The 16208-nt window shown below is 70.2% G+C and carries 10 protein-coding genes; 9 read left to right on the forward strand and 1 reads right to left on the reverse strand.

Annotated features, from left to right (window positions below; genetic code table 11):
* Positions 1 to 442 precede the first annotated feature (442 nt).
* The 9 genes from LZP97_RS03340 (at position 443) to LZP97_RS03380 (ending at position 14959) form a co-directional block, all read left to right on the forward strand.
* Positions 443 to 895 carry a GyrI-like domain-containing protein gene (locus LZP97_RS03340; RefSeq protein ID WP_010592333.1) on the forward strand — a complete coding sequence of 151 codons (453 nt, stop codon included), beginning with the start codon at positions 443 to 445 and terminating at the stop codon, positions 893 to 895.
* 53 nt (positions 896 to 948) lie between these two features.
* Positions 949 to 2796 carry an acyl-CoA thioester hydrolase/BAAT C-terminal domain-containing protein gene (locus LZP97_RS03345; RefSeq protein WP_040275669.1) on the forward strand — a complete coding sequence of 616 codons (1848 nt, stop codon included), beginning with the start codon at positions 949 to 951 and terminating at the stop codon, positions 2794 to 2796.
* A gap of 70 nt (positions 2797 to 2866) precedes the next feature.
* On the forward strand, positions 2867 to 4045 hold the full coding sequence (locus tag LZP97_RS03350) for a hypothetical protein (protein ID WP_040275671.1): 1179 nt from the start codon (positions 2867 to 2869) through the stop codon (positions 4043 to 4045).
* Positions 4046 to 4175: 130 nt separating this feature from the next.
* Positions 4176 to 4643, forward strand: a complete 468-nt coding sequence (locus LZP97_RS03355) for a hypothetical protein (protein ID WP_040275676.1) — start codon at positions 4176 to 4178, stop codon at positions 4641 to 4643.
* 115 nt (positions 4644 to 4758) lie between these two features.
* Positions 4759 to 5811: a zinc-dependent alcohol dehydrogenase family protein gene (locus LZP97_RS03360; RefSeq protein WP_017680486.1), complete on the forward strand. Its 1053-nt coding sequence runs from the start codon at positions 4759 to 4761 to the stop codon at positions 5809 to 5811.
* Positions 5811 to 6443, forward strand: a complete 633-nt coding sequence (locus tag LZP97_RS03365; RefSeq protein WP_048773067.1) for a hypothetical protein — start codon at positions 5811 to 5813, stop codon at positions 6441 to 6443. Before LZP97_RS03360 ends, LZP97_RS03365 begins: the two co-directional genes overlap by 1 nt.
* A 160-nt stretch (positions 6444 to 6603) precedes the next feature.
* Positions 6604 to 8763, forward strand: coding sequence for a hypothetical protein (locus LZP97_RS03370; RefSeq protein ID WP_152693023.1), 2160 nt, complete (start codon positions 6604 to 6606; stop codon positions 8761 to 8763).
* A 170-nt stretch (positions 8764 to 8933) separates the two neighbouring features.
* Positions 8934 to 11756 carry a PD-(D/E)XK nuclease family protein gene (locus LZP97_RS03375; protein WP_048773060.1) on the forward strand — a complete coding sequence of 941 codons (2823 nt, stop codon included), beginning with the start codon at positions 8934 to 8936 and terminating at the stop codon, positions 11754 to 11756.
* On the forward strand, positions 11753 to 14959 hold the full coding sequence (locus LZP97_RS03380) for a UvrD-helicase domain-containing protein (RefSeq protein WP_017680482.1): 3207 nt from the start codon (positions 11753 to 11755) through the stop codon (positions 14957 to 14959). Before LZP97_RS03375 ends, LZP97_RS03380 begins: the two co-directional genes overlap by 4 nt.
* Before the next feature lie 16 nt (positions 14960 to 14975).
* On the opposite strand, the gene LZP97_RS03385 is transcribed toward LZP97_RS03380, so the two are convergent.
* Positions 14976 to 16196 (reverse strand): patatin-like phospholipase family protein, encoded by a 1221-nt coding sequence (locus LZP97_RS03385; RefSeq protein ID WP_048773057.1) that lies wholly within the window; start codon positions 16194 to 16196, stop codon positions 14976 to 14978.
* Positions 16197 to 16208 lie beyond the last annotated feature (12 nt).

Below are 16208 nucleotides of genomic sequence, written 5' to 3' on the forward strand. Positions count from 1 at the left end.
GTGAAAGATGTTGGCGGAAGCTGTTTTCCGATCCCGGAATGTGGCGCGGACTCGGTTCGATTCGGCCGCGCTCACGAATACCGTCGGGTAACACCGGGCAGTAACATTCGGCCCGTTGATTTTTCGGGCACGGTGCCGCCGGGCCCGCGAACACCCCCGCCTACGCCAATTGTCCAGTATCGGACCGGCATCCACCCCTCGAAAAGGTCGAAACGGACACGCGCCGGCGGATGCCGGGTCTCTCGCCTCCGCGCTCCGGCGGCGCGAGCGGGCGGAAAACCGCTGTGACGATTGTCACGGCCGCCCGGGGTGCTCGCGGGTGCCCGGGGTGCCCGCGGGTGCGGCCGAATGTCACACCGGTTCGATCACATCGACGCGATGTCACATCGGGCCCACCGGCGCATCGCCTATCGTGACTCCAGGCTTCGACAGGGGAGGATGAATGCCCGAGATCGTGCACGCCCCGGCCAGGCACCTGGCCGCCGTGGAATTCCACACCGACTTGGCCCACATCGGTGAACACATCGGCGAGGCGTACGGCGCCGTCGAGCGGTACCTGGCGGGCGCGGGCACGCCGCCGTCCGGCCCGGCCTTCGCCTACTACCGCAACTTCACCGAGGACGGCTTCGACGGCGCCGCCGGCTTCGAGGTCGCCGACCCCGTCGACGGCGACGGCCACGTGGTCCCGGTCGACCTGCCCGCCGGTGACGTCGCGACCGAGACCCACCTCGGTCCCTACGACACGCTCGAGCACACCTACGAGGCCCTCGCCGCCTGGGCCGCCCGGGAGGGCCACGATCTCGACCTGAGCACCGCGTGGGAGGAGTACTGGAGCCCGCCGGGCACTCCCGCGGAGGAGATCCGCACGGTGATCTACGTACCCGTGAAGACCTGAGGCGTATCGCGGAAGAGCTCCCACGCGTCCCGGCGGCGGGAGACAATCCGCGAATGTCCCTCGTCGTCGGATTCGCGCCGTGGATCCTGTACTGGATCCTCGTCGGCAACACCGGGTTCGTCACCGCCGTGGCTGCAGCCCTCGTCCTCGCCGCCGCCGGCCCGCTCGTGCAGCGCATGCGCGGAAAGCCGTGGCGCTCCCTCGACGTCGGCACCGTCGTGGTCTTCGCGCTGCTGCTCGTCGCCGCACTCACCCTCGACGACGCCGTCCTCGAACGCTGGCTGCAACCGATCGGCAACCTCGGACTGCTGCTCGTCGTCCTCGGCGGCATCCTCGCCGGACGGCCCTTCGTACGCGAATACGCCGTCGAGACAGTCGATCCCGCGACCGCGGCCGCCGGCGGATTCCGGTACGTCACCACCGCGATGACGTGGATGTGGGCCGCCGCCTTCGCCGTGATGACCGTGTCCTCGCTGATCCCACCGATCGTCGACGGAGACGCCACCGTCCGCGACGAGACCGACGCGCTGTCCGTCGTCGGCTACTGGGTCGTCCCGTTCGTCGTCCTGGGCGCGGCCGGGCTGGCCTCGGCCCTGTTCCCCAAATGGTTCGACACGAACTCCACGCTCGCCGCCACCGCGAACCCGCACCCCGAACCCGAATCCCCGGCCGCACCACCGCCGGACCTCGACTCCGCCCGCGTCCACCTCGTCGCACCGCGGCAGTCCCGGCACGACGAACCGTTCCGGCTCACCGTCGCCGGATCGCGGCCCGACGCGACGATCACCGTCACCGCGGAGGGCACCGACATGTTCGGCGCCCGCTGGCGGTCCTGCCGCACCTACGACGGCAGTGTCGACGTCGTCGACGAACCGTTGTGGGACATGCGGTTCGACGAACCCGACCGCGTGCCCGACCTGTTCGTCCCCCCGCCCGGCCGGTGGCCGGTCACGCTCACCGTCACCGACGGCCCCCACACCGCGCGACGCACGGTGATCCGCGCCGACGCCGCACCGGGGGTGACCGTCGAGGACCTCGACATCGCCGGCCGCCCCGGGCTGCTCGCCCGCCCGGACGGCCCGACGCCGCCCCGCGGGTGGCCGGCGGTGCTGTGCGTCGGCGGCTCCGAGGGCGGCGTCGACTCCCAGCGCGCCACCATCGCCGTCCTCGCCTCGCACGGCCACGTCGCCCTCGCCTACTCGTGGCTCGACGAGAACTCCGAGGTCGCCGACGTGCCGCTCGAGCGTTTCACCGGCGCGCTGCGCCACCTCGCCGGCCGCCCCGAGATCGGCAGCATCGCCGCCATGGGCAGCTCCCGGGGAGCCGAGGGGCTCCTCGCCGCCGCCGCCGCCGACGGCACGCCACTGCGGGCACTGGTGCTGATCAGTCCCAGCTCCGTCGCGTGGCAGGGGCTCGGCCCGGACGGCGAGATCCCGGACACCCCCTCGTGGACCCTCGGTGGCGAGGCCCAGCCCTGGGCGCCGCTGCCGAGCTCCGCGCTGATGCCGCAGATGATCCGCAACGCCTGGCGGGCCGGCCGCGACGTCGCCCGGCACCGGCCGTCGCTGCTGCGCCTGGCCGACGCCTACCGCGCGGGACTGCGCGACGCACCCGGCCCCGCCCACCTGCGGGCCGAGAAGGTCGACGCCCCGATCCTGTGCATCACCGGCACCGACGACCAGCTGTGGCCGTCCACCGACATGGCGGGCGCACTGCTCGCCCGCCGCGGCGACGGCCGCGACCGGCACCTGTCCGTCGACAACGCCGGCCACCTCATCCGTCTCGGCATGTTCCCCGGCGACGCCCAGTGGACCGGCGGCATCGCCTTCGGCGGCACCCCGGCCGGGCAGGGCCGGGCCCAGCGCGCCGCCGTCGACGCCGTCGCCGAATTCCTCGCCTGACCGGCGCCCCCGCCGCGGCACCGGGATTTCTGGAACAGTGGAGAGGTCCGGACGCCACGAGGAGGTCCCGATGTCCGACGCCCCACAGTTCCCGGTCGGGTTCGAACCGGCCGAGCAGCGCCGCGAGCGGATGGCCGCGCAGGTGCGCCGCTGGTGCGAGCAGCACCGGCTCGACGGCCGGCACGCCCCGCTGTCGGACGCCGCCGCCCTGTGCCTGGCCGCCGGCCGTCTCGACGACGAGACCCGCGACATCCTGGCCCGGCGCCGCCGGATCGGGCGCGGGCTGCCGACCCTCGGCGGTTTCGGTGCGTTGCGGCACCTCACGGACGAGCACGCCCGTCTCACGGTGCGGGCCGCCGACCTGCGCCCCGGCGCCGCCCGGCTGGTGTTCGAGTACCGGGCGGGGGAACTGGCCAAGCGGCTGCGCAACGCCCACTACACGCTCACCGTCTCCGGCCGGCACTACGCGCAGGGCGTGCGGGCCGTGCGGCGGGAACGACGCGACGGCGTGCACCTCGACCCGCACCAGCGCGACGCCCTGTTCGCGGCGCTGCAGCACACGCCCGCGCCCGTCCCCGAGAAGATGGCCGATCAGGTGCGCGGTGCGGTGCTCGGCGTGGCCGTCGACCGCGTGACGCGCTGGTCGGACGGCACCGCGGCGGCCGCCGCGGGACGTCGCGCCGCCGACGCCCTCGGCCGGCAGGTGCCCGACGACGACGACCACTTCGTCGACCGGTACGACACCCTGCTGTTCCTCGCCGGCACCCTCTACGACCGCATCGAAGGCTCCACCGCGTGGCGGTCCGAGCACCTCGCGGTGCAGCGGTCCCAGCTCGATCTCGCCGACGAGCTGACCCAGATCGCCGTCGACACCGTCACGCTGCGCGGCCTGCTCGCCGAACTCACCGACGCCCGCCGCGCGGCCCCGTCCGCTCGTGCGGCCGTCGACGCGCGCATCGCCGCACTCGAACCGGTGTGGGATCAGCTCCTGGACCGGGTGGCGGCCCTGGCACGCATCGGCGAGCTGCTCACCGTCGCCGAGATGCAGTTGCGCACCGCCGAGGTCGAGGCCCGCACCGCCAGCCTCGACGAGCGGATCGACTCCCTCATCGGCCGCTCGGGAGCGCGGGAGCTCTCGGCCGACAACACCCACTTCGTCGGCGATCAGTTCGGGATCACCGCGGAGCTGATGGGCTCGCTCCGGTCGGAGCTGCACGGCGACATCGCGGAGCTCACCGCGCGGGAGTAGAACCGCCGGATTGTCAGCGGTCACAGACCTTCTCGTCGACGGTTCCGACGTGGCCCGACGCCCCTGCTCCGCGAGCGCCCGGTGCTGTAGCTTTCACGCGTTCTCGACCGAAGCGACTGGGGGTGACCGGGTGCTGCACACGATGCCGATGGCGAAGGGCCTGGTGACGGCGGTGCTGCCGGCTGCCGTGCTCGTGCTCGCCGGATGCGGCGGATCGGGTGAGACGGTCCGGGTGCAGGACGACCCGATCCTCGAAGCGGGGTTCGACACGGTGTTGCTCAGCGGTGAGCCCCGCTCCCTGTCCTCCGTCGCCGAGGGGGCCGGGCTGCCGCCGGGGTCGTGGGACCGCATGTACCGCTTCTCGATGCCCCTGCTGATGAGCTCGATCAACCGGGACCTCGGCCTGACCGGCACCGTGTGGGAAAACCTCCCGCAGACCACGGGTCAGGGTCTGATCGTCTTCATGTCCGACGGTGCCGTCGTGCGCGCCACCGTCGACCGCGCGCCCGTCGTCGAGGTCGACGGGTACGGCACCCCCGAGGCCCTGGTCGAGGCGAACCCGGGCACCGACCGGCTCGCGATCGTCGCCGGCCACTGATCCGCCCCGGTGGGACCTCCACCCGCCCGATTCGAGGCCCAATGGCCATTTTCCGACGGCGCTGCGGGTGAGACGCTGGACCCGGCACCCACCGATCGGCGAAAGGGCCGAACCAATGAAGGCACTGGTGTTCCACGGTCCGGGCAAACGCTCCTGGGAGGACGTCCCCGACCCCCGAATCACGGACCCCACCGACGCGATCGTCCGCGTCGACGCGGTCACCATCTGCGGCACCGACCTGCACATCCTCGGCGGCGACGTCCCCGAGGTCACCGACGGGCGCATCCTCGGGCACGAGGCCGTCGGCACCGTCGTCGAGGTCGGGCCGAGCGTGCAGAACCTCGCACCCGGCGACCGAGTCCTCGTCTCGTGCATCACCTCGTGCGGCCGCTGCCGCTTCTGCCGCGAGGGTCGCTACGGCCAGTGCCTCGGCGGCGGTGGCTGGATCCTCGGCCACCTCATCGACGGCACCCAGGCCGAACTCGTGCGAGTTCCGTTCGCGGACAACTCCACCCACCGCGTGCCCGAGGGGGTGAGTGACGAGCAGATGCTCATGCTCGCGGACATCCTGCCCACCTCCTACGAGGTCGGCGTGCTCAACGGATGCGTGCGCCCCGCCGACGTCGTCGTGATCGTCGGTGCCGGCCCCATCGGTCTCGCCGCGATTCTCGCCACCCGGCTGCTGAGCCCGAGCCACGTCGTCGCGGTCGACCTCGCCGACAGTCGGCTCGAGGCGGCCCGGGAACTCGGCGCGGACCTGGTACTCAACCCCGGCCGCGACGACGTCGCCGCCGTCGTCCGCGACCTGACCGACGGTCTCGGCGCGGACGTCACCATGGAGGCCGTCGGCGTGCCCGCGACGTTCGAACAGGCCGTCGAGCTGGTGCGACCGGGCGGCCACGTCGCCAACATCGGCGTCCACGGTGCGCCGGCCACGCTGCACCTCGAGAGCATCTGGATCAAGGACCTCACCATCACCACCGGGCTCGTCGACACGCACTCGACCCCGACGCTGATCGGCCTGGTCCGCAGCGGCAAGCTCGACACCTCGCCGATGATCACCCACCGGTTCTCCCTCGACGAGTTCGAGGAGGCCTACGACGTGTTCGGCCGGGCCGCCGAGACCGGTGCGCTCAAGGTGCTGCTGACGGCGAAGCCGGGAGACTGATGGGGCGGCTGCGCTCGCTGTCCGAGTCGGTGGGCGGTGCCCTGCTCATCGCGTTCCACCTGCTCACCACCCGGATCCTGCGGCGGTGGCGCACCACCTGGGGCGCCACCGCCGGGGAACTGGCCGCGCAGTATCCGGGCGACGACCTGGTCCCCGCCCCGGACTGGGGCTTCACCCGCGCTGTCACGGTCGACGCGCCGCCGGAGCGGGTGTGGCCGTGGATCGTGCAGATCGGTCAGGGCCGCGGCGGCTTCTACAGCTACGAGGGCCTCGAGAACCTCATCGGCTGCCGCATCACCAATGCCACCGCGATCCGCCCCGACCTGCAGCACCTCGCCGTCGGCGACCCGATCCGCCAGCACCCCAAGGCCCCACCGCTCACCGTCGCGGTGCTCGAGCCGAACCGCGATCTCGTCCTGCACGGCGCGACGGAGCAGACCGGCGACGCATTCCTGTGGTCGTTCCACCTGCGTCCGGCCCCGGGCGGGGGCACCCGCCTCCTCGAACACGGCCGGGGACGCTACGGTCCGTCGCTCGGGAGCCGGCTCGCGTTCGGCCCGACGCTGATGGAACCGATCACGTTCGTCATGGGGCGGAAGATGCTGCATACGATCGCATCCCACGTGGAGTGAGGACGCAGGTTTCGGTTCACGCACTTCGGGAACTCTGTGCTGCATGCCGCACAGCGAACCAGGACCCAGAACGCACCTGTGTCTGTTGACCCCATGGAGGCAGGCTCTGGCTTGCTATGGGCCCGACGACGACGCGGACATCAGGGATCTGCACTGGGGCATGCCTGACAAGTATTCCGCTGACGACACACTCGTGGTCGTGGTATCCGCGCGGGAACTCGCAATACTCAACGTCGAGGTCCTCACGACCGGATCGGAGGACGACTTCATCGGCACGGAGACCTACGACTTTCCCTTTACAGATGGGATCTCGGTCCGGGCCCTCGAACTCCGGATGCGGGAACCGTTCCCCGCGCCTCCGGTGACCCTGGGCGACGGATATGCCCAGCGCCTGCTCGAAGCTATCGATCGAGAGCGGCACGAGCCGACACCCTGGCAGGTCACCGACACGACCGGCTGCGCGCAGGCGCCACAGCAATCCGACAGCGCCTACGGCCACCCCGGCGAATGCCTGTGCTGCGGTGAAATGGCTGGCGACACCAGTGGCGGGAGCGGACCCGATGGTTTCGAACTCCACTGGTACGACCCCGGTCGGGATGGCGTCGATGCCTGGACTTCTACAAGAGCCGAGCCACTCGGTCGAGCTGCGCAGGCAGCATGGGTGTGCGAAAGCTGCCACAGTACTTTGCATCAGCCGTTCGGTCCGTCCGTCGAGGATCTGATGTACTCCCGCCGCCCGCGCTGCCCGGCTTGTCGAGCCCGGCGCACAGATCTGTGTCTTTGGGGAATGCCACCGGGACCGCCGCCTCCCGGTGTGGCGGCCATGGGCTGCGTGATCCCTGTGGGCACCGGGATGCCCGAATACTCGTGCGCCCAGTGCGGGTTCCTCTGGTCCGAGGACGGCGGCCCAGTTGCCGGGGACGGTGGTCTGCTCTCGGCCCGTCGCCGACCCCGTCCCCGGGAGCGGGTCCGCGCCCGCACCCTTCCACGAGAGCCGGCGGGGGACGACGAACTCGTGATCGGCGAGTACCGCGCCGAACTCGTCGACTCCGCGTGGGGTCCGTACGTCCGGCACTCGGTCATTACTGCAGACGGAGCGCGGTCCGACGTGCAGGGCCATACCGTGCGACGAGAACCCCAGACACCTGGACCGCTGGAACCCGGTCGGCCCTCTACTCCGCTGTCCTCGGGTCCGGTGGTGTGGATGGAGACAACCGACCACGAATGGGACACCCTCGGTGAGACCATCGACGTTCCCTACTTCGAGGAGGAGGGGAAGGTGTGCGCCTCCGCAGCGCTTGCCCAGCGCATGCTGCCCGGCGACGTGGTGTTGCACTGGTGGTGCGGCGACGACGCCCCGTCCGGCATCTGGGGGTGGTCTGTGGTGGTCGACCACCCTGCCCTGTATTACACCGCGACGAATGATGACGCCGAGTCCATCACCCCGAGGTCGGAGCCCGGTGACTCCGAGGCCGAATCACTCGACATCAGTCGCAGCCGATTGTTCGTTCCGTTGTCCTGGCAAAGGGAACTTCCCGAGCCGGTGACCCTTGCCGACGTACGCCGCGCGAGCAAGACCGTCCTCGCCGTCCAAGAGTCGGAGAGCTCGGACGATTCACAAGGCCCGCTCGCTGTCCCATTCATGAAGAACAAGAAACGCGAGATCAGGAAGCCACGTCCTTATGCGATAGCGTGGTTCCCGACTCCACTGCTGGGAGTTCTTCCCCGGTTGCCTGAGCTCGCGACTCTGACTTCGGGTGCATCGAAGGTACTCCGGAAGCGCTCCGTCGTCCGGGACTTGATCCCGCAGTATCGCGCCGCGATACAGGGTCATGCACTCGAAGCCGCGAGCCGATTCCTCGAGGCTGATGGATACCGGGTCACAGATGTCAGCGGGTTCGCGGGGCACCAACTCGAGGCGGTCAAAGGGAGTGAACGGTGGGCCGTCCATGTCGTCGGCACGGGCGACGCGGAGCCGGCTACGGTCGAACTGCGGATCTCCGACCGAACACCTTCCACCGCTTTGATCGTCGTCGACGATATCGAGATCGTGCCGGATTTCGAGGCTCTGGCGCGCGGCGACGTGGAGACTCTGTCCGAGTGGGAGGACGGAAGCACCCGACTACGTGTGCCACTCGCCGGGTCCAACGGCCGCCTGCGCGCATGGTGGCCGTGGCAACCCGGACCGGTGGACGGCACGGCGACGACATACGACGTCGGTCTCGGTGCATGCGACATCGAAATGGCCGTCCAGCAACCGGATCCGTACTCGTCTCGACCGAGCAACGGTCGCATCCCGGTCGATGGGTCGAACGTCTGAAAACCGACGGCCGTCCGCCGGAAGGAGGGAGATACCGCCCTCTCGGCATGGGGCGGTTTCCCCGACGGGACAGCCGAGGGGTAGTGGATATCCTGCCGGGTTCCATCTTCCCCAGAGTGCGTCGACCGATTCGGACGCCCCGTGTCCCACGGGGCGGTCATGATGGGATCGTGATCATCGACGCGTACGACCGGCTCTCGGCCGCCGTCGCCGACGCCAAGGCGGGGCGGCCACTCGCGCCGGTGACGGTTGTCGTCCCCGGGCACGGCGTCGGCCGCGACGTCACCGCCCATCTCGCGCGCACCGGCGGGCTCGCCAACACCCACGTGCGCACGCTGGAGCAGTTCGTCGAGCACCTGGCCCGGCCGGCACTCGCCCCACGCGCGCCGTTGCGCTATCCGCTGCTCGAGGCCGCCGTGCAGAAAGCGCTTCTGGACGATCCCGGAGTGTTCGCCGATGTCGCCGACCAGTCCGCGACCGCGGAATCGCTCGCGCACGCGTCGTGGCAGTTGTGCGCCCTCGACGTTCCGTGCCCGGAGGACGCGAACCCGCTGGTAGACGGGGTGTTCCGCATCCACCGGCGCTGCATCGCCGCCCACGCTCACCGGTTCCACGTGCAGCACGAGGCATACACGGCTGCGCGCGAGCGTCTCGGCGAGGCCGGCGCGATCGTTGTCTTCCTGCCGTGTGAGGAGGACCCGGCGGCGCGGCTGTTCCTCGAACACCTGCGGGACCGCACCGTCACCGTCGACGTCGAGGATGAAGCTGCCCCGCCCGGCACCCTGGTCGTTCATGCGTCCGACTCCGACGACGAAATCCGAGCAGTCACCCGGCTCGTCCGGCGGCATCTTTCGAACGGTGTTCCGGGGCACCGCATCGGCGTGTTCTATGCGGCCGAGGATCCGTACCTGGTCCTACTGCACGAGCATTTCGGACGGGCCGGCATCGGGTTCCACGGCCCCGAGCACCGGTCCGTCGGTGATCGGGCGGCCGCGCGCAGTCTGCTGCGGTTGCTGCAACTCGACCTCGACGCCATGCCGCGTCGAGCACTGCTCGCCATCCTCGCCGAGCAGGCCGTGTACTGGCGCGACGACAGGGGTGGCGTCCTCGGCGTCCGTCTCGCCGAACTGCTCACGTGCCATGAGATGCCGATCGTCGCCGGCGACGACTGGCACAAGCTGACCACCGTCGAATCGGCGAGCCCCCTGTTTCGGACCGCGGAGCAGTTGCGGGGGCTGATCGATGCGTTGCGCGGAGACCTCGCTGCCGTAGTTGGCGCGGACACGTGGTCAGATGTGGCGACGGGGCTCACCGGCCTGCTCGGACGCTACTTCCGACCGACCGCCGGAGACCCTGACGACCTGGCAGTCCTCCACCACATCGCAACCGGCCTGGGCGATCTCGACAGCATCGCCCCGCCGCCCTCCCCGGAACGCATCGTCGGCGCGGTCGCCGTGCGGGTGCAGGCACACCGCCGAACTGTGGGCACGGGCGGGGCGGGAGTCACGGTGGGTCCGATTCCCATCGGCAGCGGACGCAGCCTCGATGTGAGCATCGTCGTCGGCGGAGCCGAAGGACTACTGCCGTTCGTCCGCCGCGACGACCCGCTGTTGCCCGATGCGGTCACCGGGTTCGGGCAGTCCGACCGGCTCGAGGTGCAGTATCGACAGTTCCTCCGGACCGTCGCAGCGGGACGCCACCACCGCGTGCTCACCTTTCCTCGCGGCAGCCTGCGCGGCGGGGGAGAGCGGGTGCCCTCGCGCTGGGTGCTGCCTACCCTGGACGCCCTCACGGGTATCCGGGTCGGCACCACGAGCTGGGCGAAGGACACGGACAGGTGTGACCACGTCGTGATCGTGCCGTCGTTCGACGCCGCGACACAGAACTCCGACCCCCGGATCGGCACCGGCGCAGCGTCGGCAACCGAATGGCGGCTGCGCGCCCTCGCCGCGGTCCCGGCATCCCGTCGCTCCGGTCTGCTCGACGACGCCGTCGTCGAGCGTGGAATGCAGATGCGCAGCGACCGGCTGTGGGGCAGGTTCACTCGGTTCAACGGCAACCTGGCGTCCGCTGCCGACCTTCTCGGCGTGTTCGACGAGCCGATCGCGCCGACCAGCCTGGAGGCGTGGGTGACGAGCCCGTACGTGTTCTTCATCCGGAAGATCCTGCACGCCGAACATCTCGAAGATCCGGACGAGGTGATCGGAATCGACCCGCTCACCCGCGGCAGCCTCATCCACGAGATCCTGAACAGATATGTGGCCGAGCGTATCTCGGGATCCGACGGCGGACGCACGCGGTTGCGCGAGATCGCGGAGCATGAGCTGTGCAAGGCCCGTGCCGCCGCACCCGGCTGGCTGCCGCAGTTGTGGGAACGCGACAGCGCGGCCATCCGGCACGATTTGGAATCGTGGCACGACCACGACGCCGAGGACCGAGCCGACGGTTGGGCGCCCATCGGCACGGAGATCGAGTTCGGCGGAGCGGACCGACCTGTCGAGTTCGACATCGGTGCCGCAACGCTGATGTTCAGAGGGACGGTGGACCGCATCGACCGGCACCGGCAGGGGCGCCTTCGGGTCACCGACTACAAGACCGGCGGCACGGGCGACTACGAGTCCCTGACGGCTGACGCCCCCACCGCCGGGCGCACCCGCTACCAGCTTCCGGTCTACGGCGTGTTTGCGCGGGCGACGGCCGACGTCGACGACCCGGTCGAGGTCCGCTACTGGTTCATCACCGAGCGCTACCGTTTCGCGGCTATCGGCTACACGATGACCGGCGACGTGTTCGCTACGGTGCGAGACGACCTCGCATTCGTGCACCGTGCGATTTCGGCCGGTCAGTTCCCACCCCGTCCCGGCAAGCGGTACTGCTACACAACGAATGTGATCGGACGGCTCGGTATGCAGCGTTGGTGGCAAGTTCTGCGTGACGACCCGCAGCTCGCGGAGTTCGCCGCCGTCCACGCCGACGAGAGCGAGGCAATGTGACGGCAGTAGGCGAGGACCTTCGTGACCGATGCGAGCGCGAACGCATCGAGAACGACACCGAAGCGAATCTCTTTGTCGAGGCGGGTGCCGGGAGCGGCAAGACGTACGCCCTCGTCGGACGCATCTGTCACCTCGTCCTGCACGACGGGGCCGAACTCGACCGCATCGCCGCGATCACTTTCACGGAAAAGGCCGCTGCCGAGCTGCGGGAGCGCGTGCGGGCGCGCCTGGCGGAGAGTCCCGAATCGGAGCGGCAGAAGGCGGCGCTCGCTCAGGTCGACACCGCTGCGATCGGCACCCTGCATTCGTTCGCGGCACGCCTCGTCGCGGAGCATCCGCTCGACGCGGGCGTGCCCCTGCGCGTCCGGGTCGTCGACGCGATGGGCTCCCACCTGGCGTTCGAGCGACGGTGGCAACGCATCCGCGCCGCGCTGTTCCCGGTACAGGAGAATCAGGTGGGGCAGGCCACCCGAGTCCTCGTCGCCGCCGACGTCACGTTCGACCGGTTCCGCGACCTCGCAGACCGCCTCGACCGGCACTGGGACCGGCTCACGCCCGTCGACCCGCCCGTCGCGTTGCCGGTCCCCGATATCGACTTGATCCTGCGACGCGCCGACGTGCTCCTCGACGCCCTCGCCGACTGCACCGACCGCACCGACAGGTTCGCCGCACAACTCGACAAGGTCCGCGAGTGGCGGTCGTGTCTCGCCGCGGCTCGCGACGACGAGTGGGCGGCCGTAGCGGCCGGATGCCCCGGGGTCGGGACCGGCGGGGCGGGAAAGAACTGGCTGGGGGGCACGAACCGGGTCCGGGAACTCAGGGAGGAACTGAAGCAGCTGGGTACGGTCGCACGTGAGGAGTGCGAGCGCTTCCACGCGGCCGCCCTCGAGATCGTCGGCGGCGAGATCATCCGCATCGTCCTCGACGAGGCCCGTGCTCGTCGCCGCAGCGGTGAGCTCGAGTTCCACGATCTGCTGATCCATGCGCGGGACATTCTCGAGGATCCAGGCGTGCAGGCGGCGCTGCACGAGAACTACCAGCGGATCCTGCTCGACGAGTTCCAGGACACCGATCCACTGCAACTCGACATCGCCCGGCGCATCGTCGCCGGCCCCGACCGAACGGGCCGGCTGTTCACCGTCGGGGATCCCAAGCAGTCCATCTATCGCTTCCGGCGCGCCGATATCGCCACCTATATGGCCGCCCGCGACGAGGCCGACCAGGTGGTGTCACTGACCACCAACTTCCGCTCCACCCGCCCGGTCCTCGACTGGGTCAACGACGTCTTCGGACGCCTGATCGTGTCGGACGGACACCTCCAGCCCGGGTACACCCCGCTCGACCCGGCGCCGGGTCGAGCGGAGTGGGACACCTCACAGGGCCCCTTGCCGTTCGTGTTTGCGACCGAAGACCTCGACGAGAAACCGACCGCCGATACAGTACGCGGGGCCGAGGCCCGCGATGTCGCCCGCGTCGTCGCCACCGCTCTCAGGCGCGGCTGGTGCAAGGAGACCGGCCGCGACGGCGACTATTGTCACGAGCCGGTCCGGGAGAGCGACATCTGCGTCCTCATCCCGGCCCGAACCTGTCTGCCGTTCCTGGAAGACGCGCTCGACCGCGCAGGGATCGAGTTCCGCGCCGAGGCGTCCTCACTGGTGTACTCGACCCAGGATGTCCACGACCTGCTGCTCACCGCCCGCGCGCTTACCCATACCGCGGACGAGGCCGTACTCGTGGCCACACTGCGTACTCCGCTGTTCGGTTGCGGCGACGACGACCTGTTGCGCTGGAAGAAGGCCGGCGGTCAGTGGTACCTCGGCGCGGAACCACCGCTGGGGCAGGAGGACTCGCCGGTCGCCGAGGCGCTGAGGTATCTGCGGACGGTGCGCCGGGATCTGTCCCACACCGATCCGGGAAGCCTGCTCGCCCGCCTCGCCGACGAGCGGCGTGTGTTCGAGGTCTCCATGGGTTCGCCGCGGCACCGGGATGTGTGGCGGCGGCTGCGCTTCGTCATCGACCAGGCCTACGCCTGGTACGACGCCGAGCGCGGTGACCTGCGCGGCTACTTGGCGTGGGCTGCAACGCAACAGGAGGAGGACGCTCGCGTCACCGAAGCGGTCCTGCCGGAGGTCGGGGTCAACGCCGTACGCATCATGACCATGCACGCCGCCAAGGGGCTGCAGTTCCCGATGGTCGTCGTGGCAGGGATGAGCAGCGGATTCCGCGCGGTCGACGAGGCCGCCCTGTGGGACGAGCACGGTCGTGTGCGCCTGCGGCTTTCCAAGGCAGTTTGCGCGCCCGGCTACCAGGAGCTGGCCGACGTCGAACGCCGGCACATCCGCGCCGAGCGCATCCGGTTGCTGTACGTCGCATGCACTCGCGCCGAGAGCCTGCTCGCCGTCTCCGGATACCGGTCTGCCCGGGACGGCTGGGGCGCTCTGCTCGCCGCTGGGATCGAGGGACACCCCGATCGGACACCCGAGCTGATCGAGCCCGTCGCCGAACAGCACGACGGCGCCACCGCAGCCGACCACGGTGTCAGCTGGCAGCAGTGGGAGGACGAGAGCGACCAGGTGGAGGCGACGTCGGGGCTACCGGCATCCGTCTCCGCCACTCGCCTCGCGCACGACCCACCCGAGCCGGTCGCCACGCTCGCCGCCGCCTGTCGTGCCCTGGTCCCACCGCCCGTCGGCCCGGAGGTCGTCCCACCGGCCACCGGAGTGCTCGAGAGCGGCACGGATCTCGGCATCGCTCTGCATGCCGCGCTCGAATCCGTCGACCTGCGTGCCCCGACGGACGAATCGGATGCGAGTGCCGCCGCGGTTGCGGTGGCAACCGGCGTGCGGGACCTGGACCGGTTCGTTGCCCTCGTTCGGGCGGCCCTGACCTGTGCGCCTGTGCGACGAGCCGCCACCCGCGAACACTGGCGCGAACTGCCGCTCGCGGGCGTGCCAGCCGATTCGGACACCGTCGTCGAAGGCATCGCGGACCTCGTCTATCGCGAGGACGACGGAACTCTGGTGATCGTCGACTACAAGACCGACGTTGCCGTGACGCATGAGACGCTCGAAGCGTACTGGACCCAGCTCACCCTGTACGCGGAGCTGCTTACCCGAGCCGCTGGGGAACGGGTGGGCGCACTGCAACTGGTGTTCGTGCGGGCGGGAGAGGCGTATGTGCTCGACCGCCGATTCGGCGCTTGAAGACGTAGGGTCCCACCTACGACGACGTCCGAGGTGCTTGTTCGCGGGATGCCAACCGGTGCAACGCCGCGAGTCCGAGTTCGGCTGCGGCGGAGGTGAAGTCCGGGTCGAAGAGCAGGAAGCTCAGCAGGTCGCCGTGGTCCTCGCGGGTCCCTCCCACGAGGCGGCCCAGCACCGACAGCCAGGGGTGGCGCAGGCCGCCCACCCCCGCGCCCTTCTCGCTGTAGATGTCGTAGGCGAGCCGGCCGAGGTCGTATGCCTGCTCGAGCGACGGGCCCGCGAACCGCACCTCGATCTCCCGATCCGAGGTCACGTCCGCGCTGTCCACTCCGGCTGCGCGGATGCGCATCAGCCGGTCGTTGCGGACCTCGAGCTGGTGCAGGTCTTCGATCATGCGGTCCGAGAGGACGGCGCGCAGGACGAGTGCGGCGGCACCGAACACGTCGGGTGGCTCGTCGTCGCCGGGCGCGAGATCGGCGGCAGGCTGTTCGATCCAGTGCCGCGGCTGGGTCGCGACGACTCCGAGGGTGTCCGCGCCGAGGGCGAGGGCCGGCTTCAGCGGGGTGTTGAGCTGCAGACCACCGTCGACGTACCAGCCCGCCCACGCCGCCGGTTCGGTGACCCGGACGGGCCGGAACAGCACCGGCACCGCCGCCGAGGCCAGTACGTGCTCGACGGACAGTTCCGTCTCGACGTAGGTGATGTTGCGTTGTTCGTCGTAGTCGGGCAGCGGCACCGACGGGTGTTTCTCGACGAAGACCACGGTGCCGCGGGTGGCGACGGAGGTCGCCGTCACCGCGACCGCCCCGATGGCCCCGCTGCGGATGTTGGCGTGCAGGTCCTCCCAGCAGATGAGAGATGTCAGCAGGTCGCGCATGCGCTCGGTGTCGAGAAGGCTCGGCAGCGTGACGTCCAGACCGGCGGCCTGACCGAGGTAACGCAGGCCGGTGCCGACCAGCGTGCCGACGGGCCCGAAGACGTCGTCCAGTCCCACCGTCGACCACAGGCTCACGATCTTGTGGGTGGCGGACTTGTACCCGTCCCCGGCGAAGGCGGCCAATCCGACGACGTTCAGCGCGCCGGCGCTGGTTCCCACCAGAATCGGCGGGCGCTCCGACCGCGGCAGGTGGGGCAGCAGCGATGCGATCGCCCCGGCCTCGTACGCCCCCCGGGCGCCCGCGCCGGACACCACCAGCCCTACGGTTTCGCTCACGGTCGTCCCCCTCACGACGTGCATACATCGGAGAAC

The sequence above is a fragment of the Rhodococcus sp. DMF-1 genome, assembly GCF_021441945.1.
Classification (GTDB): domain Bacteria; phylum Actinomycetota; class Actinomycetes; order Mycobacteriales; family Mycobacteriaceae; genus Rhodococcus; species Rhodococcus ruber.